This window comes from Nocardia sp. NPDC055053 (assembly GCF_053608285.1).
The window spans coordinates 98,795-121,106 of record NZ_JBSGVD010000003.1 but is presented as its reverse complement, the minus strand read 5'-3'; the positions used below and the strand labels follow the sequence as shown (position 1 = coordinate 121,106).

Here is a 22,312-nt window from a genome sequence, read left to right as displayed (position 1 = left end):
GGCCGCCCTGATCAGGCGCCGGACCTGGCCCGTTCGACTATCTTGAGTCCGATGTGCACCCCCGAGATCGTTCGTCTCGCCCACGACGGTGCGCCACGACCCAGCCGGCGAGCTCTGCTGGGCCTGGCGGGGCTCACCGCACTGGCCGCGGTGGCACCCGCGCCTGCCCTTGCCGCGCCCCGCTCCGGCGTCGTCGTCGATCTGACCCACACGCTGACACCCGAACTGCCGGTCTGGCCGGGAAATCCGCCGATGGTCAAGATCCCGGTGGCCTGGCACTCCTCGGGTGGGTTCGGCCAGTTCGCGCTCGGCTACTGGGAGCACACCGGCACCCACCTCGACGCTCCGGCGCATCGAATCCCCGGCGCCACCACCACCGATGCCCTCGCGGTCGACGACCTCGTCGCGCCGCTCGTCGTCATCGACATCAGTGCCGAGGCCGCCGCCGACGCCGACGCGATGGTGACTGTGGCCGACATCGACAGGTGGCGCTCGCAGCACGGGGAAATCCCGGAGCGCGCCTTCGTCGCGATGTATTCCGGCTGGGAAGGCCGCATCGCCCACCCGTCGACCTTCCTCAATCTCGACGAGCGAGGGAAGCCGCACGCGCCGGGATTCTCCGCCGAAGCCGCGGACTACCTTGTCGCGCACTGCGGAATCGTCGGTGCCGGCGTCGACACACTCAGCCTGGATTCCGGTGCCGACCCCGAATTCGGCGCGCACACAGCTATTCTCGGCGCCGGCCGCTACGGCGTGGAGATGCTCGCCAACCTCGCCGCGGTACCGGTGACGGGTGCGACGGTCGTCGTCGGCGCACCGAAACACGCGGGCGGCACCGGCGGACCGTGCCGGGTCCTCGCCCTCACCTGACCGGTGTCACCGGTCGGGGCAGCGTTCACCGATCGAAGCCGCGGAAGACTCCGTCGTCGTCGACGCTGCCCGCGTAGTCCTCGAAGTCCATGTTGGAGAGGGCGAAGTTGACCTCGACCTCTGCCATCGCGATCGGCGCGAGCCGGAAAACCGCGTCGCCGGCATCCTCGTCGCTGGTGTCGACCGCCAGCAGTGGATGCTCGGGATCGGTCATCGTGGTGGTGTCGGCGAGGAATACGTAGGTCTGGCCGTCGAGCAGATCACCCAGGTCGGCGGGGGTCAGTCCGTCGAAGGCCACGTCGTCGACGGGTGTCAGCTCGGTTGTCGTGTCTTCGTCGTAGGACGCCATGACCGCGGCGAGGGTGTGGGCCCAGGCCGCGTCGTCGGTGAAGTCCGTACGTACCAGAAGCGATTCGCCCTGGGGCAGAGATCGTGCCATAGGCCCGATTGTGCACTACGGCAGCCGAACCCGAGCAACCCGCGTGCACGTCACCAGTCCGGTCGGCCGATCGAAAGACTGTGCTGGAAGACATTTCTCGGGTCGACGGCCTGTTTGATCCGGAGCAGTCGCGGATAGTTGTCGCCGTAGTAGAAGGCGTGCCACGGTAGGCCGGAGGTGTTCCACGCGGCGTCGGCCAGATCGGGGTCGGGATAGTTGATGTAGCTGCCGCCGTAGATGTCGTTCGGTATCGGAACGCCGCCGGTTCCGGAGTGGACGTCGCGGTACATCTCGCGGGCCCAGCGCAGGTACCGGTCGTCGTCGAAGGCGAAGCGCCAGGATGCGTGGATCAGCATTGTCATGAACGAGTTCCGCGCGGGCATGGCGGTCGCGTCGGCGGGGACGGCATTGATCGCGCCGCCGAACGGGAGGAATTCGAGCTGGGATTCGCCGAGGAAGCGGAGGTCGGTGAGGTAGCGGTAGAAGATCCGGAGTTGATCGGGGGAATAGGACTTGCGCAGGTAGGCGGCTTTTACTTTGACTCGCGTGGTGTTCAGGCTCTTCGCGTAGTACACCTGGTTCACCGTGTCCGCGTAGGAGAGTTCGGTGACCGGGGTGACGAAAGGTGGGGGAAATACGCCGTCGCTCACCATGGCGACGAAATCGTCGAAACGGATTCGCGCATCCGGGGTTTCGGCATCGAACAGGATCAGCATCTCGGCCGCGCCGGTGCCGGTCGTCCTGATCATCAGTGGCGCGTAGAGGCCCGCGAATGCAGTGCCGGGTGCGCTGTGACGTTCGAAGAAGCCGAGGTAGTTGCCGAGGAAACGGACGAACGAATCCTCCGTGGCGATGGGCAGGATCAACCGCGCGTTGAGCATGGTGCCCGGGGGTTTCGGCAGCGTGTTCGCCGGGTCGGAGCCGGCGGAGCCGGGGGATCGGAGCAGGAACCGGGTCACCACACCGAAATTTCCGCCGCCACCACCGGTGTGCGCCCACCACAGGTCGTGGTCGGGCCCGTTCCTGGTCGCGACAACGACTTTCGCGCCGCCGTCGTCGTCGACCGTGACGACCTCCACCCCGGCCAGATGGTCGGCGACGAGCCCGAATTTCCGTGACAGCGGACCATAGCCACCACCGCAGATATGACCGCCCATCCCGACGCCGAGGCAGATCCCACCCGGCACCGTCACGCCCCAGCGGTGCAACGCGTTGTATACCGTGCCGATATCGGCGCCCGCGTCGACCGAGAAGGCGCGGTGGTGCTCGTCCCAGTACACCGCGTCGAGCCCGCCGAGGTCGATGATCGAGCGGGTCTGCGCGTTGTCGACGAAGTCGTCGAAGCAGTGCCCGCCCGAGCGCGCCGCGATCCTCGAGTCCTCGGCGACCGCCCTGGCGACCGCGCTCCGCACCTCTTCGGTACTGGTTGGCGCGTAGATCTTCGCCGGTTGGGCCTGGAATCGCCGGTTGTAGCCGCGCGCGGCGAGCGAGGCGAACTCTCCCGCACCGAGAACAGGATCCTGCGCGTGGCCGACCGGCATTCCGAGCGCGGCGAGCGATCCGCCGACCGCGGCCGCGGTGATCAACTGTCGACGCGAGAGCGACATCGGCTTCCTTCCGACCGGCGCCATGCGAGGCGGATCTGCTCGGACACTAGCGGAACCGGCGATCCATCGGTGTCGCGGCGAGAAACACAGTCGACGCGTGTCCGCGACCTTGTTATCGTCGACACCGTGCATTTGTACTTTCTCTGAGAGCTTCGGGCCCGCGTCCGCACCGACGGACAGCTGACGGCCCCGCCATCGATGTTTCCTCGCGCACGCTGTGCGCGTTCATCGACCACGGCACATCCCGTACCCCCCGCAGTGGGTGACGAGTGCCCGGAGGAAGACATGACCAACCGAATTCGGCTTGCCCGTGCGCGGGCACAACTGGCCTGCCGGCACATTCGTGTCCAGCGCGGTGAGCGCACCGTGCTCGACGGCGTCGACATGACGGTGTCACCGGGATCACGGTGGGGGATCGTCGGCGAGAACGGGCGCGGCAAGTCCACGCTGCTGCACGTCCTCGCAGGGCTGCTCACCCCCGACGACGGCGCGGTGCGGCGCGTCGGCACGCTGGCGCTGGCCACCCAGGAGATGCCCGACCACGACGAACGCACCGTCGGCGCCGTCATCGACGAGCACCTGGCCGCCGCCCGCGCCGCGATGCGGCGCCTCGACGAGGCGACCGAGGCCATGGCCGCGGGCCGTCCCGGCGCCGACCAGGACTACAGCGAGGCGCTCGACCTCGCGCAGCTGCTCGACGCCTGGGACGCCGACCGACGCGTCGACATCGCCCTCGACGGGCTCGGCGCCGTCACAGGCCGCACCCGTCCGCTGTCCACGCTGTCGGTGGGGCAGCGCTACCGGGTGCGGTTGGCGGTGCTACTCGCCGCCGGGGACGACTTCCTGCTGCTGGACGAGCCGACCAACCATCTCGACCGAGCCGCGCTCGACTTCCTGACCGCCCGGTTACGGGCATTCCCGGGTGGCGTGATCGTGGTGAGCCACGACCGTGCCCTGCTCTCGGATGTGGCGCAGACCTTCCTCGATCTCGATCCCACCCGCGACGGCCGTCCGCGCGTCTACGGCGGTGGCTACGCGGGATATCGCGACGGGCGCCGGGCCGAGCGGGAACGCTGGGCCGAGGAGTACGAGCAGCAGCAGGGCGAACGGTCCCGGCTGGCGCAGGATCTGTCGGCGGCCCAGAACCGCCTGATCACCGGCTGGCGACCGGACAAGGGCACCGGCAAACACCAACGGGCGACGCGGGCAGGCTCGGTGGCGCGCGCCGTGCACCGCCGCCAGGACGAACTGGAACGGCACCGCATCACCGCACCGGTGCCACCGCAGTGGTTCGCCATGCCCGAACTGCCTGCCCGAGCCGGGGTCACGCTGGTGCGCGCCGAGCAGGTGACGGTCGCGGGTCGATTGACCGCACCGGTGGAGCTGTCGCTGGATTCGGGGGACCGGCTCGTGATCAGCGGCGCCAACGGCGCGGGCAAGTCCACCCTGCTGAGCGTGTTGACCGGATCGCTCGCACCGACCACCGGGCAGCTGCACCGCGCCCGCAAGGCGCGAATCCGCTTGCTGCGGCAGGAATCTCGATGGCCGCTGCGACGCAGGGCCCGCGAGGTCTACGAGGCGCACACCGCCGAGCTGGTCACCGCGGGACTACTCGCCGAGAGCGAGCGGGTCGCTCTCAGCTCGCTGGGCTTGCTGTCCTCGCACGAGGCGAACAAGCCGATCGGCGACCTGTCGATGGGCCAGCAACGCCGCCTCGATCTCGCCTGCGCCCTGGCCGCCCGCCCGCACCTCCTGCTGCTCGACGAGCCGACCAACCACCTGTCCGGCACGCTGGTCGACGAGCTCACCGAGGCCTTGCGGGCCACCACGGCCGCCGTCGTCGTGGCCACCCACGACCGGCAACTGGGGCGTGATCTGCGGGACTGGCGTCGGCTGGACCTCCAGGTCCCCGCGGCGCACTGCGGATGAGGGCCGTCACGACTCCGTGCGCGCGCCCCAGCTGGCCGCGCGTGCGGAGATCGCCGGATCGGTCAGGCGCCGGGTGTCGGTGCCGTCGCCGCAAGGGCAAGGACACGCCCTACGTGCGGGGCGCCGGTCGGCGTTTCCTGGGTCGTAGGCTTGTCCCATGGCATCCGATACCGACCCGTCGATCGACATCAAGCCGCGCTCCCGCGATGTCACCGACGGACTCGAGAAAACCGCTGCCCGAGGCATGCTGCGCGCTGTCGGCATGGGCGACGAGGACTGGGCCAAACCGCAGATCGGTGTCGCGTCCAGCTGGAACGAGATCACCCCCTGCAATCTCTCGCTCGACCGTCTGGCCGACGCGGTGAAGGAAGGTGTCCACGCGGCGGGTGGTTATCCGCTCGAGTTCGGCACGATCTCGGTGTCCGACGGGATCTCGATGGGCCACGAGGGCATGCACTTCTCGCTGGTCAGCCGCGAGATCATCGCCGACTCCGTCGAGACCGTCATGATGGCAGAGCGCCTCGACGGGTCGGTGCTGCTCGCCGGGTGTGACAAGAGCCTGCCCGGCATGCTGATGGCGGCCGCGCGGCTGGACCTGGCCAGTGTCTTCCTCTACGCGGGCTCGACCCTGCCGGGCAATGTCGACGGCAAGGACGTCACCATCATCGACGCGTTCGAGGCCGTCGGCGCCTGCATCAAGGGCCTGATCACCCGGGACGAGGTCGACCGCATCGAGCGGGCGATCTGTCCCGGCGAAGGCGCCTGCGGCGGAATGTACACGGCCAACACCATGGCCTCGGCCGCCGAGGCACTCGGCATGAGCCTGCCCGGATCGGCCGCCCCGCCCGCTCCCGACCGTCGCCGTGACGACTACGCCCGCAAGTCCGGTGCGGCCGTCGTCGAGTTGCTGCGGCGTGGCATCACCGCGCGCGACATCATGACATTGGAGGCGTTCGAAAACGCCATCACGGTCGTCATGGCACTGGGCGGGTCAACCAATGCCGTGCTGCATCTGCTGGCCATCGCCCGCGAGGCCGGGGTCGACCTGACCCTCGCCGACTTCAACCGGGTCGGCGACAAGGTGCCGCACCTGGGCGACCTCAAACCGTTCGGCCGCTACGTCATGAACGACGTCGACCGGGTCGGCGGCATCCCCGTCGTGATGAAGGCCCTGCTCGACGCGGGCCTCATGCACGGCGACGTCATGACCGTCACCGGCAAGACCATGGCCGAGAACCTCGCGCACCTCGAGCTGGGCCTCGACGGCGAGGTCATCCGGCGGCTCGATCGGCCGATCCACAAGTCCGGCGGGCTCACCATCCTGCACGGCTCACTGGCACCCGAAGGTGCCGTGGTGAAGAGCGCGGGCTTCGACTCCGACGTCTTCCGCGGGACAGCGCGGGTATTCGACGGCGAGCGCGCCGCGATGGACGCGCTCGAGAACGGCACGATCGTGGCCGGTGACGTGGTCGTCATCCGCAACGAGGGACCCAAGGGCGGCCCAGGGATGCGCGAGATGCTCGCCATCACCGGCGCGATCAAGGGCGCCGGCCTCGGCAAGGACGTCCTGCTGCTCACCGACGGCCGATTCTCCGGCGGCACAACCGGTTTGTGCGTCGGCCATGTCGCTCCCGAAGCCGTGGACGGCGGCCCGATCGCCTTCGTCCGAGACGGTGACCCGATCGTCCTCGACGTCGCCAACCGCATCCTCGACGTCGAGATCGACGCGAACGAACTCGCCCGGCGCGAGGTCGGCTGGGAGCCGCTGCCGCCCAGGTACACCTCCGGTGTACTGGCCAAGTACCGCAAGCTCGTCAGCTCGGCCGCGCACGGAGCGGTCACCGGGTAGCACCTCGGCGACCGCCCGCGCGACGCTTACTCGGTGAGGCGATGGGTTCCGTCGCGCACGGTGCCGACGAACTCCTCGATCAGGTCCTCCATCGCCACCACACCGACGGTGTTGCCCCGGCTGTCCACCACCCGGCCGAGGTGACTGTTGGTGCGGCGCAGCCGGGCCAGCGCCTCGTAGAGGGTGGTGCCCGAGCTCACCGTCGGCAGCGGCCGGATATCGGTGCGCGGGATCTGCGTCTCCGGGCCTGCGGTGTCGTCGGCGACCTTGTCGAGGACATCCTTGACGTGCAGGTAGCCGACCAGCGACCCGTCGGAGGCGCGCACCGGATACCGGGAGAAACCGGTCTCGCCGACCGCGGCCTCGATGTCACCGAGTGTGGTTCCGTTGCCGCGCAACGGCACCGAGCGCGCCAGTGCCAACGGCACCATCACATCGCCGACGATCCGCTCCGAGGTGCCCAGCGCCTGGGTGAGCCTGCGGTGTTCCTCCTCGTCGAGCAGACCCTCCGAGCGCGACTCGCCGATCATCTCGGCCAGTTCCACCGTCGACACCGTCGCGTCGAGCTCGTCCTTCGGCTCGACCCGCATCGCCCGCAGCGAGATGTTGGCGAGGAAGTTGTACAGCGCGATGAGCGGGCGCGCGATCCGCAACCAGACCAGGTGGATCGGCACCAGCAGCAGCGCCGAGCGTTCCGGACCGGCCAGCGCGATGTTCTTCGGCACCATCTCGCCCAGCAGGATGTGCAGGATCACCACCACCGAGAGCGCGAGGGTGAACGCCACCGGATGCAGCAGCTGATCGGGCAGGCCCGCCAGTTCGAACGGCCGCTCGAGCAGGTGCGCCACCGCGGGCTCACCGACCCGGCCGAGCAGGATCGAGCAGATGGTGATGCCGAGCTGGGCCGCCGCCAGCATGATCGACAGGTTCTCGCCCGCCTCGATGACGGTCCTCGCGTTCTTCTTGCCCTGGGCGACAAGGGCTTCCAGCCGGTCACGGCGGGCGGAGATCAGCGCGAACTCGGCGGCCACGAAGAACGCGTTGCCCGCCAGCAGCACGAAGGTCAGCACGATGCCGAACAGGTCACCCATGATTGTGCTCCCGTGCCGCCAGGTACGCCGCGTCGACGGGGACCAACCGCACCCGGTCGATGCGCCGCCCGTCCATCCGTTCCACCCTGGCGATCCAGCCGCCGCCGGAACCGCGGGATTCGGGCAGCACCACCTCGTCGCCGGTGGCCGGAATCCGGCCGAGCTGGGTCAGCACCAAACCACCCAATGTCTCGTATTCACCTTCCGGCGCTTCGTATCCGGTCGCCCGCGACACCTCGTCGATGCGCATCAGGCCCGAGCAGTCCCAGCCGTCGGAGACCCGGCGCACATCGCGTTCCTCCTCGTCGTGCTCGTCGCGCACGTCGCCGAGGATCTCCTCGATCAGGTCCTCCATGGTCACCATGCCCGCGGTGCCGCCGTACTCGTCGACGACGAGCGCCACCTGCATGCCGTCGGCGCGGACCCGCTCCATGACGTCGTCGCCGTCGAGGCTCGCAGGCACGATCGGCACGGCGACGGCCAGCTTGCTCAACGGGATCTGCTTGCGCAGATGCGCGGGATGGATGAACGCCTGCTTGACGTGTACGACGCCGAGCGCGTTGTCGAGATCGCCGTCGATGACCGGGAACCGGGAGTATCCGGTGCGGGCGGAGGCGGCGATGAGGTCGGCGATGGTGTCGTCGCGATCGAGCGACTCGACCTTCACGCGCGGTGTCATCAGATCCTCGGCGCTGCGCTCACCGAACTCCAGCGAGCGGTCCATCACCTGCGCGGTGCGCTGATCCATGGCCCCGCGCAGGGCGGAGGTGCGCACCAGCGAACCGAGCTCCTGCGGTGAACGGGCCGAGCGCAGTTCCTCGGCGGGCTCGATGCCCAGTCTGCGCACGATCCAGTTGGCGGCGCCGTTGAGGAAACGGATCAGCCATTTGAACATGGCCGAGAACCCGACCATCGGGCCGGCGGTGAACCGGGCCGTCGCCATCGGCTTGGCGATGGCGATGTTCTTGGGCACCAGCTCGCCGTAGATCATCGACAGCGAGGTCGCCAGGATCAAGGCGAGGACCAGCGCGACACCGTGCGCGGCGGTCGGGCTCAGCCCGGCCGCGTCCAGCAGCGGATCGAGCAGCCGGGCCAGCACGGGTTCGGCGATGAAGCCGGTGACGAGCGTGGTGATGGTGATGCCGAGCTGGGCGCCCGAGAGCTGGAACGACAGGGTGTGATGGGCCTGCTTGACCAGCCGGGACCGGACATCACCCGCGCGGGCGGCCGCTTCGACGGTGCTGCGTTCCAGCGCGGTGAGGGAGAATTCGGCGGCGACGAACAGTGCGGTGCCGAGTGTGAGGGCCACGAAACCGATGAGGCTGAGCACGGTCAGAACGATGGACATCCTCAGCACCACCCGAGCGGTGTGGCGGGGAAATCGAGAGATCGAACGGACGCTGCAGAAAGGAGGACGCCGGGTTGGTCACCCGGCTCCGTAGAGGAGCCCTCCTGTGTGGCGCCCTTGGACGCGGGTGACAACTGGATCCTTTCGCGGTGGGGAAGAAAGCGCTGCCGAGATCGGCAACTCCATAGTAATCGGTCCCCACCGATGATGTGTCAGCGGCGCGGTCGGCTCACCCGCGTGCGCGTCGAGCATGATCAGACCGGTCCGCGTCCGGCGGCTACGCGACCCGCGACCGGGCGGACGTCGCGGTGGGCGATGAGCCACTCGCCCTCGTACTGCTCGAACTCGTCGCGCACCAGGCCGATGACGGTCCAGTCGGCGGGCCGGTTGTCGTCGGTGGCCGAGTACCAGTGCCACACGGTCGCGTACGCGGTGAGCAGCGGTCGCGGACCGGTCCATTCGATCGAACTCTGCCCGATGACGTGGGCGACCAGGCTGCGCCGCGCCTTGGGCACCCGGCACATGTGCGCGGTGAACGCGTCGCGGCCGTGGAAGCGCTGGACCGGGCCGGGCATGATCCGGTACTCGATCAGCGCGTCCGGGGTGAAACATTCGACGAACCGCTCGTGCTCGTTGGTGTCGGCGACCCGGAAGAAGTGGTGGAAGGTGCGGTAGATCGCCCGCTCGGCTTCGATGGTCGCGAGCAGGCCTTCAGGTGCAGTCATGTCGTGTGCCGCCACTCCTGCACGGTAAGGGATCTCCGGGACAATCCAGCGGGTAAAGCTCAGCGTGAACGAATCCCGGTCGGGGAGGCCCGAAAACGACGGTGGCCGACCGGAACACGAGTTCCGATCGGCCACGGTCAGGCAGCGATCACCAGCCGCTGGGCAGGGGACGGCCCTCGGCGAAACCGGCCGCGGACTGCACACCCAGGATTGCGCGCTCGTGGAATTCGGGCAATGTGCGGGCGCCGGCGTAGGTGCAGGAGCTGCGCACGCCCGAGCAGATGTGGTCGATGAGGTCCTCGACGCCGGGGCGCTCGGGGTCGAGCCGCATGCGCGAGCTGGAGATGCCCTCTTCGAACAGGGCCTTGCGGGCCCGGTCGAAGCCGCTGTCGGCGGCGGTGCGCGCGGCGACGGCGCGCTTGGAGGCCATGCCGAAGCTTTCCTTGTAGGCGTTGCCGTCCCGGTCGACGCGCAGGTCGCCGGGGGATTCGTAGGTGCCGGCGAACCAGGAGCCGATCATCACGTTCGACGCGCCCGCCGCGAGCGCCAGCGCGACATCGCGCGGATGCCGCACGCCGCCGTCGGCCCAGACGTGCACGCCGAGTTCCTTGGCCGCCGTGGCACATTCGGCCACCGCGGAGAACTGCGGGCGGCCGACGCCGGTCATCATGCGGGTGGTGCACATGGCGCCGGGGCCGACACCGACCTTGATGATCGTCGCGCCCGCCTCGGCCAGATCGCGGGTGCCCTCGGCCGAGACCACATTGCCAGCGACCAGCGGCAGTCCGAGCCCGAGATCGGCGACGGTACGCAAAGATTCGAGCATTTTGGCCTGGTGGCCATGCGCGGTGTCGAGGACGAGCACGTCGGCGCCCGCCTCGGCCAGCGCCTTCGCCTTGGCGGCCACGTCACCATTGATGCCGACCGCGGCCGCGATGCGCAGCTGCCCCTCGGCGTCGACCGCGGGGGTGTAGATCCCGGCGCGGATCGCGCCGGTGCGGGTCATCACGCCGGCCAGGGTGCCGTCGGTGTTGGTCAGCACGGCGAGCCGGGCGTGTGCCTCGGCGAGCCGGTCGAAGATCTCGCGCGGGGACAGATCCACTGCGGCCTGGACGAAATCGGTGACCGCGACCTCGCGCAGGCGCGCGAACCGGTCGACATCGGCGCAGGCGGCCTCGGTGACCACACCGACCGGCTTGCCGTCCTCGACGACGACCACAGCGCCGTGCGCGCGCTTGTGCATCAGCGCCATCGCGTCGGACACCGACCGATCGGGATCGAGAGTGACGGGGGTGTCGGCGGTGAGCGAGCGGCTCTTCACGAACGCGATGGTGTCGGCGGCCGCGGGGATCGGCAGATCCTGGGGCAGGACAACGATGCCGCCGCGCCGGGCGACGGTCTCGGCCATCCGCTTGCCCGCGACGGCGGTCATGTTCGCGACAACGAGGGGGATGGTGGTGCCGGACCCGTCGACGCTGGCCAGGTCGACATCGAACCGGGACGCGACATCCGTCCGGTTCGGGACGAGGAAGAGGTCGTCGTAGGTCAGGTCATACGGCGGCTGGGGTCCCGGAAGAAAGCGCACTTGGCCGATGATAGCCCTGTGAGGGTCGGCGTGTGCGGCCTCTCAGCGCACGGGTTCTCCCGGCTCGGACAGCGGCGCCGCCTGGGTCCGGCACAGCGCGACCGTGGCCACACACATCACCACGACACTGACGGCGACGACGATCAGACCGGCGCCGTCGGTGCGTAGCTGCTCGTCGAGGGCGGTGAGACCGAGGAACGCGGCGGCCAGTGGTTCGGCGACCGCCGCGGCGGGTAGCGACGCGGCCAGCGGTCCGGCCTGGTAGGCCCGCTGTTGCAGGTAGAAGCCGAGCAGGCCGGCGGCGACCAGCGCCCAGGTCTGCCAGCCGCTGAGCACGGCGCCAGGTCCGTCGCCGAACAGGGTGACCACGCGGTCGGTGAGCGCGGCGGCCAGACCGAACAGCGCGCCACCGGCGAGACCGAGGGCCAGCGCCCGCCCCGACGGGTTGGGAACGAGGAACCCGGCCAGGGTCGCGAGGGCGACGATGCTCAGCAGAATCGTCAAGGGCACCAGCCACTCTCGCAGCGGCGCGGTTTCCTCGCCTGCGGTCGGGTTGCCGACGATCAGGAATACGACAAGGGCGGCGACGAGGACCAGCGCGGTCGCCGCGGCCCGCCCGGTGATCCGCTGATGGTTCAACCGCGCCGACAGTGGCAGCGCGAAGACCAGCGAGCTCACCAGAATCGGTTGCACGATGAGGACCGCGCCGAGGCTGAGGGCGAGCACCTGCATGCCGTACCCGCCGACGTCACCGACGATCGCGGCCCACCACCGCTTGCTCCGCAGCAGAGACCGCATCAGCGCCGATCCCTCCGGGACGGCCGCGGCTGCCCGTTGCTGCGCCACCGAGGCCACCGCGAACAGGAGTGCGGCGACGACGGCGCACACGATCGCGGCGATCGGATGGTTCGTCACGAGGTCAGTGTGGCGGATTCGTGGGCGGCGGAGAGGGTCTGCCGTCGGTGAGTCGCCGTCGGTGTCCGCTCAGGGAGCCGCGATGCCCTGATCGATCGGACTGAGCGACCGGGCCGAGAAGCCTGGCGGCCGCTCGTCGACCGGCGCGCACGGTTCCGGATCAGACGTCCAGGAAAGAGCAGCGTGGCCGAACCGTAATCGGTTCGGCCACGCGATGATTCAGTTTGCCGAGCGGTTGCGGCGGGCTGCCGGAGCCGCCGGACGCGCGGCACGACGACGCGAATTCGTCGGCGTGTCGCCGCTGCGGGCGTGTCCGCCCGCACCCGCGGGCTTGCGGGTCCGCGACTCACCGGCCGGACGCTCCCGGCGCGGTGCGCCCGCGCCACGGCTGTGGCCCTGGGCGGCCTCGGAAGCAGGTGCGCCACCGGACCTTCCACGCCGTTGGCGGGCGCCGTTCGCCGACTTCGGCGCGCTGACCTGCGCCGGTGCGGGGGCGGCCAGCGCGATTCCACTGGGCTTGCGGGCGCCGGTGATCTCCACCAGCTTCCGGTCGCCGGAGCGGACCTCGACGCCGTCGGTCTGCACGCCCGCCTTGCGGGTCATCGCGGCGACGTCCTTGCGCTCCTCGTCGGTGACGAGGGTGACGACGACACCGTCCTCACCGGCGCGCGCGGTGCGGCCGGCGCGGTGCAGGTAGGCCTTGTGCTCGGCGGGCGGGTCGAAGTGCACGACCAGCGAGACGCCGTCGATGTGGATACCGCGCGCGGCGACATCGGTGGTGACCAGCACCGGCACCGACCCGTCCGCGAAGGCGGCCAGGGTGCGGGTGCGGTTGTTCTGCGCCTTGCCGCCGTGCAGCGAACCCGCCGCGACACCGGCACCGCGCAGCTGCTTGGCGAGGCGGTCGGCGCCGTGCTTGGTGCGCACGAACATGATGGTCAGGCCGTCGCGGGCGGCGATCTCGGTGGCCACGGTGCGCTTGATGTTCTTGTCGCGCACGTAGAACAGGTGGTGGGTCATGGTGGTCACCGAGGCCTCGGCGGGCGCCGTCGAGTGGGTGACCGGGTTGTTCAGGTAGCGCTTGACCAGCTTGTCGACGTCACCGTCGAGGGTGGCCGAGAACAGCAGGCGCTGGCCGCCCTTCGGGGTCCGGTCCAGCAGGCGGGTGACCTGGGGCAGGAAGCCCATGTCGGCCATGTGGTCGGCCTCGTCGAGCGCGGTGATCGTCACGTCGGACAGGTCAGCGGCCCGCTGCTTGATCAGGTCGTCGAGGCGGCCGGGGGTGGCGATGAGCAGGTCGACGCCGCGCGCGAGCCGGTCGGCCTGGCGCTTGATCGGCGCACCGCCGACGACGGAAGCCACGCGCAGGCCCAGCGAGAGCGCGGCCTCGTCGAGCGCGCGTTCGATCTGGGTCGCGAGTTCACGGGTGGGGACCAGCACCAGGCCACGCGGGCGGCCGGGCTTGGCGGACGCGCCGGTGAGGCGGGTCAGCATCGGCAGGCCGAAGGCGAGGGTCTTGCCCGAGCCGGTCGGGCCGCGGCCGAGCACGTCACGCCCGGCGAGGGCGTCGCCGATGGTCGCGGCCTGGATGGGGAAGGGCTTCTCGATGCCGGCATTGCGCAGGGTCTGCACCAGTGCGACGGGCAGACCGAGTTCTGCGAAGGTGGCGTCGGGACGCGGAGAGGTAGACAAAATGGCCTTTCGTTGGGCTGCGCATCGCGCTGGAAGATGACCGGCGCCGATGACCCGGATACGCGCAGGGCGTGCACGGGGTGCGGCCCAGCAGGAAGGACCGATCTCCCAGGATAGGCGGGATTGCGGTCACGTGGGTAAACACGCTGGTCAGGCGACCGTTTGTAGCGGTGATTGTTCGGCGGGCGAACGCGGGTGCGTCAGCGCTGCCCGAGACCGGCTACTCGGCTGGAAAAGAGGAGGCGAATCGCCAGGTCAGCCGCGGAAGAGCCGGTTGAGCTCCTGCAGCCACGGCACCGCGACGGCCAGTGTCGGCACGACCAGGATCGCGGCCGAGCCGAGGTAGGCGGCGGTGGCGACTCTCACGTCGCCGGTGTGACCCGCGAGCCGCTGGATGCGGATCAGCGTGCTCGGACCGCCGGCGGCGAGCGCGCCCTGCGGCGCGGTCGACTTCGCGCAGGCCACCAGCGCGCGGGCCAGCGGCTTGGGACCGGTGACCTTCACCGCGGAATCGTCGGCGAGCAGTTCGATGAGCAGCTTCACCGAGCCGAGCGCGGCCTTGCTGCGGACCACCCGCGGGAACGCCTCGTGCACGGCGGTGAACGCCTCGAGCACCAGGTCGTGGCGGGCCCGCAGATGCGAACGCTCATGGCTGACGATCGCGGTGACCTCGGCATCGTCGAGGCTGGTCAGCGTGCCTTCGCTGAGCACGACGCGCTGACGCAGCCCGGGCAGGCAGTAGGCGATGGGCTCGGTCGAGGCGAGCACGCGGATATCGGCGGCGCGGCGGACCGGGCCGCTCTGATCGAGCAGATCGACCAGCATGCGATGCCGGGATCTGCGGCGGCGGGTGTGCACGCCGACGCGCACGATGGAGAACATGAGCCGGGCGCCGATCATCAGGGTCAGCGCGAACACGGTGACATACACCGTCCACAGCGGCAGACCGAGCGCGTCGATCTCCTTGGTGGGGGAGGTGGTCGGCCTACCGTCGGGGCCGGGGACGAGCAGCAGGCTGGCGATGGCCAGCCCGGATCCGAAGGCGCTGAGCACGGCGGCCAGCGCGATCGCCTGCCACAACACCAGCGCCGCGCGCGGGGACCGATGCACCCACGTCGCGCGACTGAGCAGCGCTGGTACCGGCCCTGCGAGAAGCAAGGCGAGACCGGCGAAGACTGCCGCGGTTGCGTTCATCGACTCTGCTCACTGCGTTGTGGGACCAGGGGCGCTCACGTCGTTGTGAGAGCCGCCAGGGAGTCTAGCTGCTCTTCTCGTCGGATTCGAGCTTGGCGAGTGCCTCCCGCAGCGCATCGGCCTCGTCCTTGCCCACCTGTTCGACGAAGTGCACCAGGGCGGCGGCGCGGCTGCCCGCCGCGTCGGCCTGCTGCAATGCGTCGAACATCAGGCTCGCGACCAGTTCGTCGCGGCTGTGTACCGGTGCGTATCGGTGCGCGCGATCGTCGCGCCGCTGCACCACCAGATTCTTCTTCGCCAGCCGTTGCAGCACCGTCATCACTGTCGTGTACGCGAGCTCACGCCGCGCGGCCAGTGCTTCGTGGACCTGCCGCACCGTCTGCGGTTCGTCGGCCGACCACAACTGGTCCATGACCGCTTTTTCGAGTTCGCCGAGTCCTGCCATCCCACAATTTTACGGACACAACGACAAAGATGCGTACTACAGATTGTCGTAACGGGGGATTTGCTGGTGTGTTATTCGTCATACCCGGCTGCGCCGCGCACGTGCCTGGTGCCGATCGGGACGATCATCGGACGCCCGGAAACCGGATCGGTGAGGACGGTCGCCTCGAGGCCGAACACCTCGGCGAGCAGCTCGGCGGTGACGATCTCGGCAGGCTTTCCCTGCGCCACGATCCGGCCCGCTGACATCACGACGAGCTCGTCGCTGTAGCGGATGGCGAGGTTGAGATCGTGCAGGACCATCACCACGGTGCGGCCGTATTCGTCGTGCAGCCGGTCGACGAGGTCGAGGACCTCGAGCGAGTGCGCCAGGTCGAGGTAGGTGGTCGGCTCGTCGAGCAGCAGGATGTCGGTGCCCTGGGCCAGGGCCATGGAGATCCAGGCGCGCTGGCGCTGGCCGCCGGAGAGTTCGTCGAGGGTGCGCTCGGCCAGGTCGGCGATGCCGGTCTGGGCCAGGGCGGTGGCGACCTCGGTCTCGTCGTCGGCCGACCACTGCCGCAGCCACGACTGGTGTGGGTGCCTGCCGCGGGCGACGAGGTCGGCGACGGTGAGGCCCTCGGGCGCGACCGGGGTCTGCGGCAGCATGCCGATCACCCGGGCGACGTCCTTGGTCTTCATCGACGAGATCGCCTTGCCGTCGAGCACCACCTGCCCGTCGCGGGGGCGCAGCAGCCTGCCCAGCGATTTGAGCAGCGTCGACTTGCCGCAGCCGTTGGGCCCGATCACGGTGGTGACCACGCCGGAGGCGATCTCGAGGCTCAGCTCGTCGACGATCACCCGCTCGCCGTAGCCGAGGGAGACACTGTCGGCGGCGAGGCGATGCGCGGGGCTGGTCATGAGAGCGTGGCCTTCCGATTCATGCGGACGAGCAGGTAGAGCAGGAACGGTCCGCCGAGCGCGGCGGTCACGATGCCGACGGGCAATTCGACGGGAAGCATTGTGCGAGAGATGATATCGGCTCCGGCCACCAGTCCGGCGCCGGTGAGCGCGGAAGCGATGAGCGGTTCACCGGGTGTGCGCAGCGCCATCCTGGCGATCTGCGGCGCCGCGAGCGCGACGAAGCCGACCGGTCCGACGGCCGCGGTCGCCACCGACGCCGCCACCACCGAAGCCCCGATGAGCAGCGCCTGCTGCGCCTGGATGCGCACGCCGAGCACCCGCGTCGACTCCTCGCCCAGCCGTAGTGCGGCCAGCGTGCGCGCCGAGACCAGCGATACCACCGTCACCACGGCCAGCGCGATCACGGCCGAAACGACCCTGGCCATGTCGGCACCGTTGAGCGATCCGGTCAGCCAGATCTGCGCCCTGGCGGCGTCGGCGAGACTGGCCCGGGTGAGCAGCCAGCTGATCACCGACATCAGTACCGCGTTGACGCCGATGCCGATGAGCACGAGCCGGAACCCGGTGACCCCGCGTTCCCCGGCCCTACCGCGTCCCCAGGCGAGCAGATAGATGACGACGGCGGTGAGCAGCCCGCCCGTGAGCGCGGCCAGCGGCGCAGCGATCGTGGCGATCAGGCCGGTGGCCGCGCCACCGCTGCCGACCAGCACCGCGACCGCGCCGACACTGGCGCCGGTGGTGATTCCGAGTACATCAGGCCCGGCCAGCGGATTGTGCAGAATCGACTGCATCAGCGCACCGGCGAGCCCGAGCGCGGCGCCGACCACCACGGCCGTGAGTGCCCGCGGAAGGCGCGATTCGATGATGATGAATCGCTGCGACCTGGTGCCGCCACCGCCGAGAACGTCGAGCACCCGGCTCAGCGGGATGTTGGTGTCGCCCACGGCGATGTCGAGGCAGAAGAGCCCGAACACCAGCACGCCGAGCGCGATGACGACGCCGAACATCACCGGGCGCAGCACCAGCGACACCGGCCCGACGCGCAGCGCGGGACGAACCTTCCGCAGCTCGGCGCCCGCCTGCTCGTCCTGCTTTTCGGTATCGATCGTGCTCACAGCGTCACCAGCTTCTTCCTGCGCACCAGCGCGATGAAGAACGGCGCGCCGATCGCCGCCAGCATCACCCCGACCTGGAGTTCGCCCGGCCGTGCGACCACGCGTCCGGCGATATCGGCGACGACGAGCAACAGGCCGCCGATCAGTCCCGAGTAGGGGATCAGCCAGCGGTTGTCCGGACCGGTGATGGCGCGCGCGATATGCGGCACCACCAGCCCGAGAAACGCGATCGGCCCGACCGCCGCCGTGGCCGCGCCGCTGAGCAGCACCACCGCGAACAATCCGAAGGCCCGCGCCCGGCCGACATCGACGCCGAGACCACGGGCCACGTCGTCGCCGAGGCTCAGCAGATTCAGCCCTGGCGCGGCCGCGACCGCCATCGCCATGCCGACGACAAGGAACGGCAGCACCTGCCAGAACACCTCGGCCTCGCGCCCGTTCACGCTGCCGACTACCCAGAACCGGTAGGTGTCGAGTGCCGCGTTGTCCACCACGATGACCGCGTTGGTCATCGCCTGGAGGAACGCGGTGACGGCCGCACCGGCGAGGACCAGGCTCAATGGACTTGCCTTGCCACCGCCGATCGAGGACACCCCGAAGACGACAACGCCCGCGATCGCCGAGCCGGCGAACGCGAACCAGATGTACTGACTCGGCGCGGTGAACCCGAACAGGAAGATGCTGAGCGCGGACAGAAACCCCGCTCCCGCATTGAGTCCCAGCAAACCGGCATCAGCGAGCGGATTCCGGGTATACCCCTGGATGAGCGCGCCCGCGATCCCCAGCGCCATCCCGGCGATCAGGGCCAACGCGGTGCGCGGCAGACGCAGCTCACGCACGATTTCCTCGGCGGTGGAGCGGGCCGGGCATCGGAACGGGCCGCCGTCGCAGCCGAGAGCGTGTGTGACGGCGTCGAACACCGTGGCCGGTGCGAGCGAGCGGGTGCCGATGGCAATGCTCGCCACCACCGCGACGGTGAGTAGCAAGACGAGCAGCAGAAGCCCGGTCAGACGACGACGTCTGACGGTGCCAGGGTGGATCACGGCGACGAACTTCTCCTGCCTCGAAACCGGACACAACTTGTGAAGTCTGGTAAGCCTAACCTATGTTCCGTGACATCATCGTCACGGGAACCAACGTTCGAGGAGGTTCGATGTCCGAGCCCGTCACCACCGCCATGTCCCGCACCACCGCCGCGTTCGACCGCGCGTGCGCCCGGCTGCAATCGCTGCAACCCGAGCATCCGCGGGTCTATGCCGTGGCGGCGATGGCCGGTCAGGGCAAACGGCGGTGGTGGCACGTGCCGAACGGGCTGTCCGAGGGTCGTGTCGAGCTGATGTACCGCCGCCACGCCGCCGAGATGATCAACGACGACATCGCCGCCGAGGTGGTGGCGACCGCCCTCATCCACGCCGTGGTCGGCCGTGTCACCGCGCTGTTCGTGATGTCGGCCCAGGCGTGGGATCCGGGCCGGGACAACCTGTGGATCCATCACGACAACGACGGCGGCATCGACTGGGCGGGCTTGTCCGACACCACGATTCGCGTTGTCGACGGTGATCCCGAGGTCGACGAGCGCGACGCGGTCGCGTTACCGTGTGAGGCCGCGATGGCGGTCTGGCTGGCCCAGCGCTGCGCGTCCTCGCTGATTCCGCTGCAGTCTGTCCTCACCCGCTGCTCCGGCCTGCCCACGCGCCGATTCTGGTCCCTGGTCGGTGAATCCGTCGTCGGCGCCGCCACCTACGTGCCCGATCTGGCCCGCGCCGACAGCACCGCGGGTGCGCGCCGTGGTCAGCTGCTGCTCGGTGCGCTCGAGGATCGTGGCCTGCCGGTGCGGCGCACCAGCTGCCTGCAGCGCTAGTGCCCAGCCGGAACATCGTGGGCCAGTAGCGCGGTGGCGAGTTCGCGGAACGAGCGCAGCAGCAGCTCGCCGTAGTGCTCGGGGTCCGGCATCATCGCGGCATTCGTCGTGACCGCGATGACGATTTCGTCACCCTGCGACGTGATCAGATGGCGCAGGCCGTCGCCGTCCAGGATCGGCAGCGAGCCGACCGCGCGGCGAATCGGCCTGCCGCGGAAGGCGAGTGCGTCCGAGACCGGCGGCACATTGCTGATCGTGGTGTTGCACAACGGCACTGTCGCCTCGTCGTCGAAATGTCTTTGCGCGCGTGCCCATCCCGCCGCGCGCAACAGCAGTGCGGGCGCGGTCTCCACCCGGCGGTCGCCGCGCAGCACCACCGGGTCGGCGGTGCGCTGTTTGGCTCGGCTCGCCGACAGCTTGACCGCGGCCAGCCGGTCGAGCGGATCGGTGATGTCGGTGTGCAGGTCGACGATCATCTGGGTGAGCTGATTCGCCGAATCCCATGCGGCGACACCGCGCATCGACATCGGCACCATCGCGGCGAGTGATCCAGCGGGCACCTCGTCGTGCTCGGCGAGGTAGGCGGCCAGCGCGCCGGAAATCGTGGTCAGCATCAGGTCGTTGACCGTGACCCGCTGTGGCGCGGCGACTTTGGCCGCCAGGACTTCCGGCAGCGGAATCGGCAGCAGGTGAAAGGTCAGCTCCGCGTGGATGTCCCGATTGAATCGCGTCGCCGGGCGCAGTGTGACGGGTTCGTGCACCGCGCCCGCGTCGACGAGGCCGCGCAGTTCCTCCCGCGCCGCGCGGGACCGCAGCAGTCCGGTGGCGAAGCGTACGGGCTGGGCGACGAGCGCGGCCGCGGTGCGTACCGCGGCAGGTAGCGTTCGAGGCTCGTCGAGCCGGATCGCCGGCGCGGGTGCGTCGCCGAACAGTCGGTGCTCCAGTACACGAGTCGCGACGCCGTCGCCGACGCTGTGGTGGAACTTCAGCACCACGATCGTGGTTTCGCCGCCCATCGCGGGAACGCCCGCGACGCCATCCAGCACGTGGATCTCCCACGGCGGCCGGGTCAGATCCATCCGGGTGGAGGTGATCTCGGCGATGCGCGCGCGTGCGTCGTCCCACGTCCCCGCACGGTCGAGCACCACGTGCGCACGCACCGACAGTGCGGGATCGGGCACCCAGTACGGCAGGTCGAGGTCCAGCGGCACGCGCCGCAGCCGCCGGTGGAACAGCGCCGCGTGCCCGATGCCCGCCCGCACCCAGTCCAGCACCTGTTCGAAGGTGAGCGGCGGGTGCCCCGACGCGTCGGCGAAATACACCGCGACGATGTTCGACAGGTGCCGGTCGGTCTCGTCGTAGACGAAGACCGCGTCGCGCGGGCTCAGCTGTTCGGTGCCAACCCGGAGTTCGGCGCTCACAGGCCGAGCGCCGTCGCCATCATCGGCCAGGACGTGTGCAGGTCGTCCTCCCAGTAGCCCCAGGAGTGGGTGCCGGTCGGGCGGACGTTGACGGTGACATTCGTGCGGCCCAGTTCGCGTGCGCGCTGTCCCATGCTCACCGTGCAGTACGCGGCCGCGGCCTCGATGCCGCCACCGACGAGCATCTGATTCATCAGGATCGACTGGGGGTTCTTGCCGTTGATGTGCACCCGCGGATTGGAGAGCGTGTCGTGCGCGCCGGGCAATCCGGTTCCGCTGGAGATGTAGATGGGGATGTCGGGCAGCCGGTGCGCCTGCACATACGGGTCGTGCTCACGCCAGGCCGCGTCGGTGACCGGGCCCCACATGTTCTCGACATCGCCGCCGCCCATGCGCACGACGAGCGAGACGAACGCGCGCCCGATCGGGTCACTGGTCATCGCGCAGCCGCTGTAGGAGGCGACGCCGCGGTACAGCTGCGGTGCCTGGATGGCCAGATCGAGCACCGAGGTCCCCGCCATCGAGATGCCCGCCAGCGCGTTGACCCCGGTCGTGGCGAACGCCGCATCGATCACCGGCGGGAGCTCCTCGGTGAGAAACGTCGTCCACATGTTGTGGCCGTTGTTCTCGAGATTCTCGGCCAGGCCGGCGTCGGGCTGCCGCCAGTCGGTGTAGTAGCTGAACGCGCCTTCCATGGGGATCACCACGTTGACGTGCTTGCCCGCGAAGAATCCGGCCGCGTCCGTCTGCCCCGGCCAGTTCGCCGAATCCTCGCCGCCGCCTGCGCCGTTGAGCAGATACAGCGTCGGCGCTGGAACGGTCGTATCCGCCGGGCGCAGCACCCGCAGCGCGATCGTGCGGTCCATCGACGGCGAGTAGACGCTGATCTCGGCGACCTGCCCCGACCGGGTCTGGCTCACCAGTCGCGTACCGGGTTCGGCTCCCGCGTGCGCACCGTCGGCGAAGACGGGCGTCGTGGCCACTGCCGCGGCGCAGGCGGCCACCATGATGGCGCGGAGGAGGTGATTGTTCATCGTGATACGGGCCTGCTGACTTCTCTCGGGGGCGAAATGGGAAGGGGGGCGGGCCGTCGAACGGCCCGCCCCTTCGTCGTCGGCGACGATTACTTACCCGGTGTGGGAGTTCCGCCGCTCACCGTGATCAGTGCCTGAATGAATGGCAGGGCGGCTTCGCTGAGGCTACCGGCGCCGGTCTGCAACAATTCGTAGAGAGAACCCATTGTTTACTCCTGGATATGCTGGTGAATCAGCCCGAATAATCGGGTGTTGCGGGAAAGTGTGCGATTTACGGGAAGAACGCTTCCACC

At 69.5% G+C, this 22,312-nt stretch carries 19 protein-coding genes; 4 read left to right on the top strand and 15 right to left on the bottom strand.

All coding sequences use genetic code 11. The features are described from left to right. Positions 1 to 51 precede the first annotated feature (51 nt). Entirely contained in the window at positions 52 to 870 is an 819-nt protein-coding gene (locus ACWF82_RS04365) for a cyclase family protein (RefSeq protein WP_452497882.1), read from the top strand. Between the two features lie 25 nt (positions 871 to 895). On the opposite strand, the gene ACWF82_RS04360 is transcribed toward ACWF82_RS04365, so the two are convergent. Next, the gene (locus ACWF82_RS04360; RefSeq protein ID WP_452497880.1) at positions 896 to 1,309 is read right to left on the bottom strand and encodes a DUF6924 domain-containing protein; all 414 of its coding nucleotides are present in this window, start codon (positions 1,307 to 1,309) and stop codon (positions 896 to 898) included. 50 nt (positions 1,310 to 1,359) lie between these two features. Continuing rightward, entirely contained in the window at positions 1,360 to 2,916 is a 1,557-nt protein-coding gene (locus tag ACWF82_RS04355; RefSeq protein ID WP_452497878.1) for an FAD-binding oxidoreductase, read from the bottom strand. A 285-nt stretch (positions 2,917 to 3,201) separates the two neighbouring features. Here ACWF82_RS04355 and ACWF82_RS04350 point away from each other — a divergent pair, with 285 nt between their 5' ends. After that, entirely contained in the window at positions 3,202 to 4,845 is a 1,644-nt protein-coding gene (locus ACWF82_RS04350) for an ABC-F family ATP-binding cassette domain-containing protein (RefSeq protein WP_452497877.1), read from the top strand. A gap of 157 nt (positions 4,846 to 5,002) precedes the next feature. Beyond that, positions 5,003 to 6,694 carry a dihydroxy-acid dehydratase gene (gene ilvD / locus ACWF82_RS04345; RefSeq protein ID WP_452497875.1) on the top strand — a complete coding sequence of 564 codons (1,692 nt, stop codon included), beginning with the start codon at positions 5,003 to 5,005 and terminating at the stop codon, positions 6,692 to 6,694. A gap of 26 nt (positions 6,695 to 6,720) precedes the next feature. On the opposite strand, the gene ACWF82_RS04340 is transcribed toward ilvD, so the two are convergent. From ACWF82_RS04340 to ACWF82_RS04290, 11 genes are all read right to left on the bottom strand, one after another. Further along, complete coding sequence (locus tag ACWF82_RS04340) at positions 6,721 to 7,785, bottom strand: hemolysin family protein (RefSeq protein WP_452497873.1); 1,065 nt, start codon at positions 7,783 to 7,785, stop codon at positions 6,721 to 6,723. Further along, positions 7,778 to 9,133: a hemolysin family protein gene (locus ACWF82_RS04335; protein ID WP_452497871.1), complete on the bottom strand. Its 1,356-nt coding sequence runs from the start codon at positions 9,131 to 9,133 to the stop codon at positions 7,778 to 7,780. The genes ACWF82_RS04340 and ACWF82_RS04335 overlap by 8 nt, the downstream gene beginning before the upstream one ends. Positions 9,134 to 9,387: 254 nt before the next feature. Then, on the bottom strand, positions 9,388 to 9,858 hold the full coding sequence (locus ACWF82_RS04330) for a nuclear transport factor 2 family protein (protein WP_452497869.1): 471 nt from the start codon (positions 9,856 to 9,858) through the stop codon (positions 9,388 to 9,390). 148 nt (positions 9,859 to 10,006) lie between these two features. Beyond that, positions 10,007 to 11,443: a GuaB1 family IMP dehydrogenase-related protein gene (locus ACWF82_RS04325; RefSeq protein WP_452497867.1), complete on the bottom strand. Its 1,437-nt coding sequence runs from the start codon at positions 11,441 to 11,443 to the stop codon at positions 10,007 to 10,009. Positions 11,444 to 11,485: 42 nt separating this feature from the next. Next, positions 11,486 to 12,358: a DMT family transporter gene (locus ACWF82_RS04320; RefSeq protein ID WP_452497865.1), complete on the bottom strand. Its 873-nt coding sequence runs from the start codon at positions 12,356 to 12,358 to the stop codon at positions 11,486 to 11,488. A 219-nt stretch (positions 12,359 to 12,577) separates the two neighbouring features. After that, the gene (locus tag ACWF82_RS04315; RefSeq protein WP_452497864.1) at positions 12,578 to 14,050 is read right to left on the bottom strand and encodes a DEAD/DEAH box helicase; all 1,473 of its coding nucleotides are present in this window, start codon (positions 14,048 to 14,050) and stop codon (positions 12,578 to 12,580) included. Positions 14,051 to 14,305: 255 nt separating this feature from the next. After that, positions 14,306 to 15,244, bottom strand: a complete 939-nt coding sequence (locus tag ACWF82_RS04310; protein ID WP_452497862.1) for a M56 family metallopeptidase — start codon at positions 15,242 to 15,244, stop codon at positions 14,306 to 14,308. Between the two features lie 64 nt (positions 15,245 to 15,308). After that, on the bottom strand, positions 15,309 to 15,689 hold the full coding sequence (locus ACWF82_RS04305) for a BlaI/MecI/CopY family transcriptional regulator (protein ID WP_189023328.1): 381 nt from the start codon (positions 15,687 to 15,689) through the stop codon (positions 15,309 to 15,311). 71 nt (positions 15,690 to 15,760) lie between these two features. Continuing rightward, complete coding sequence (locus ACWF82_RS04300; RefSeq protein WP_452497860.1) at positions 15,761 to 16,585, bottom strand: ABC transporter ATP-binding protein; 825 nt, start codon at positions 16,583 to 16,585, stop codon at positions 15,761 to 15,763. Beyond that, entirely contained in the window at positions 16,582 to 17,703 is a 1,122-nt protein-coding gene (locus ACWF82_RS04295) for a FecCD family ABC transporter permease (protein ID WP_452497858.1), read from the bottom strand. The genes ACWF82_RS04300 and ACWF82_RS04295 overlap by 4 nt, the downstream gene beginning before the upstream one ends. Then, positions 17,700 to 18,782, bottom strand: a complete 1,083-nt coding sequence (locus tag ACWF82_RS04290) for a FecCD family ABC transporter permease (RefSeq protein WP_452497857.1) — start codon at positions 18,780 to 18,782, stop codon at positions 17,700 to 17,702. The genes ACWF82_RS04295 and ACWF82_RS04290 overlap by 4 nt, the downstream gene beginning before the upstream one ends. Before the next feature lie 74 nt (positions 18,783 to 18,856). Here ACWF82_RS04290 and ACWF82_RS04285 point away from each other — a divergent pair, with 74 nt between their 5' ends. Then, the gene (locus tag ACWF82_RS04285) at positions 18,857 to 19,564 is read left to right on the top strand and encodes a hypothetical protein (RefSeq protein WP_452497855.1); all 708 of its coding nucleotides are present in this window, start codon (positions 18,857 to 18,859) and stop codon (positions 19,562 to 19,564) included. Here the strand turns inward: ACWF82_RS04285 and ACWF82_RS04280 are convergent. Further along, a complete protein-coding gene (locus ACWF82_RS04280; RefSeq protein ID WP_452497854.1) occupies positions 19,561 to 20,985 on the bottom strand; it encodes a wax ester/triacylglycerol synthase family O-acyltransferase in 1,425 nt (474 codons plus the stop codon). The two genes, ACWF82_RS04285 and ACWF82_RS04280, sit on opposite strands and share 4 nt — an antisense overlap. Then, positions 20,982 to 22,019, bottom strand: coding sequence for an alpha/beta hydrolase (locus ACWF82_RS04275; RefSeq protein ID WP_452497852.1), 1,038 nt, complete (start codon positions 22,017 to 22,019; stop codon positions 20,982 to 20,984). The genes ACWF82_RS04280 and ACWF82_RS04275 overlap by 4 nt, the downstream gene beginning before the upstream one ends. Between the last annotated feature and the right edge of the window lie 293 nt (positions 22,020 to 22,312).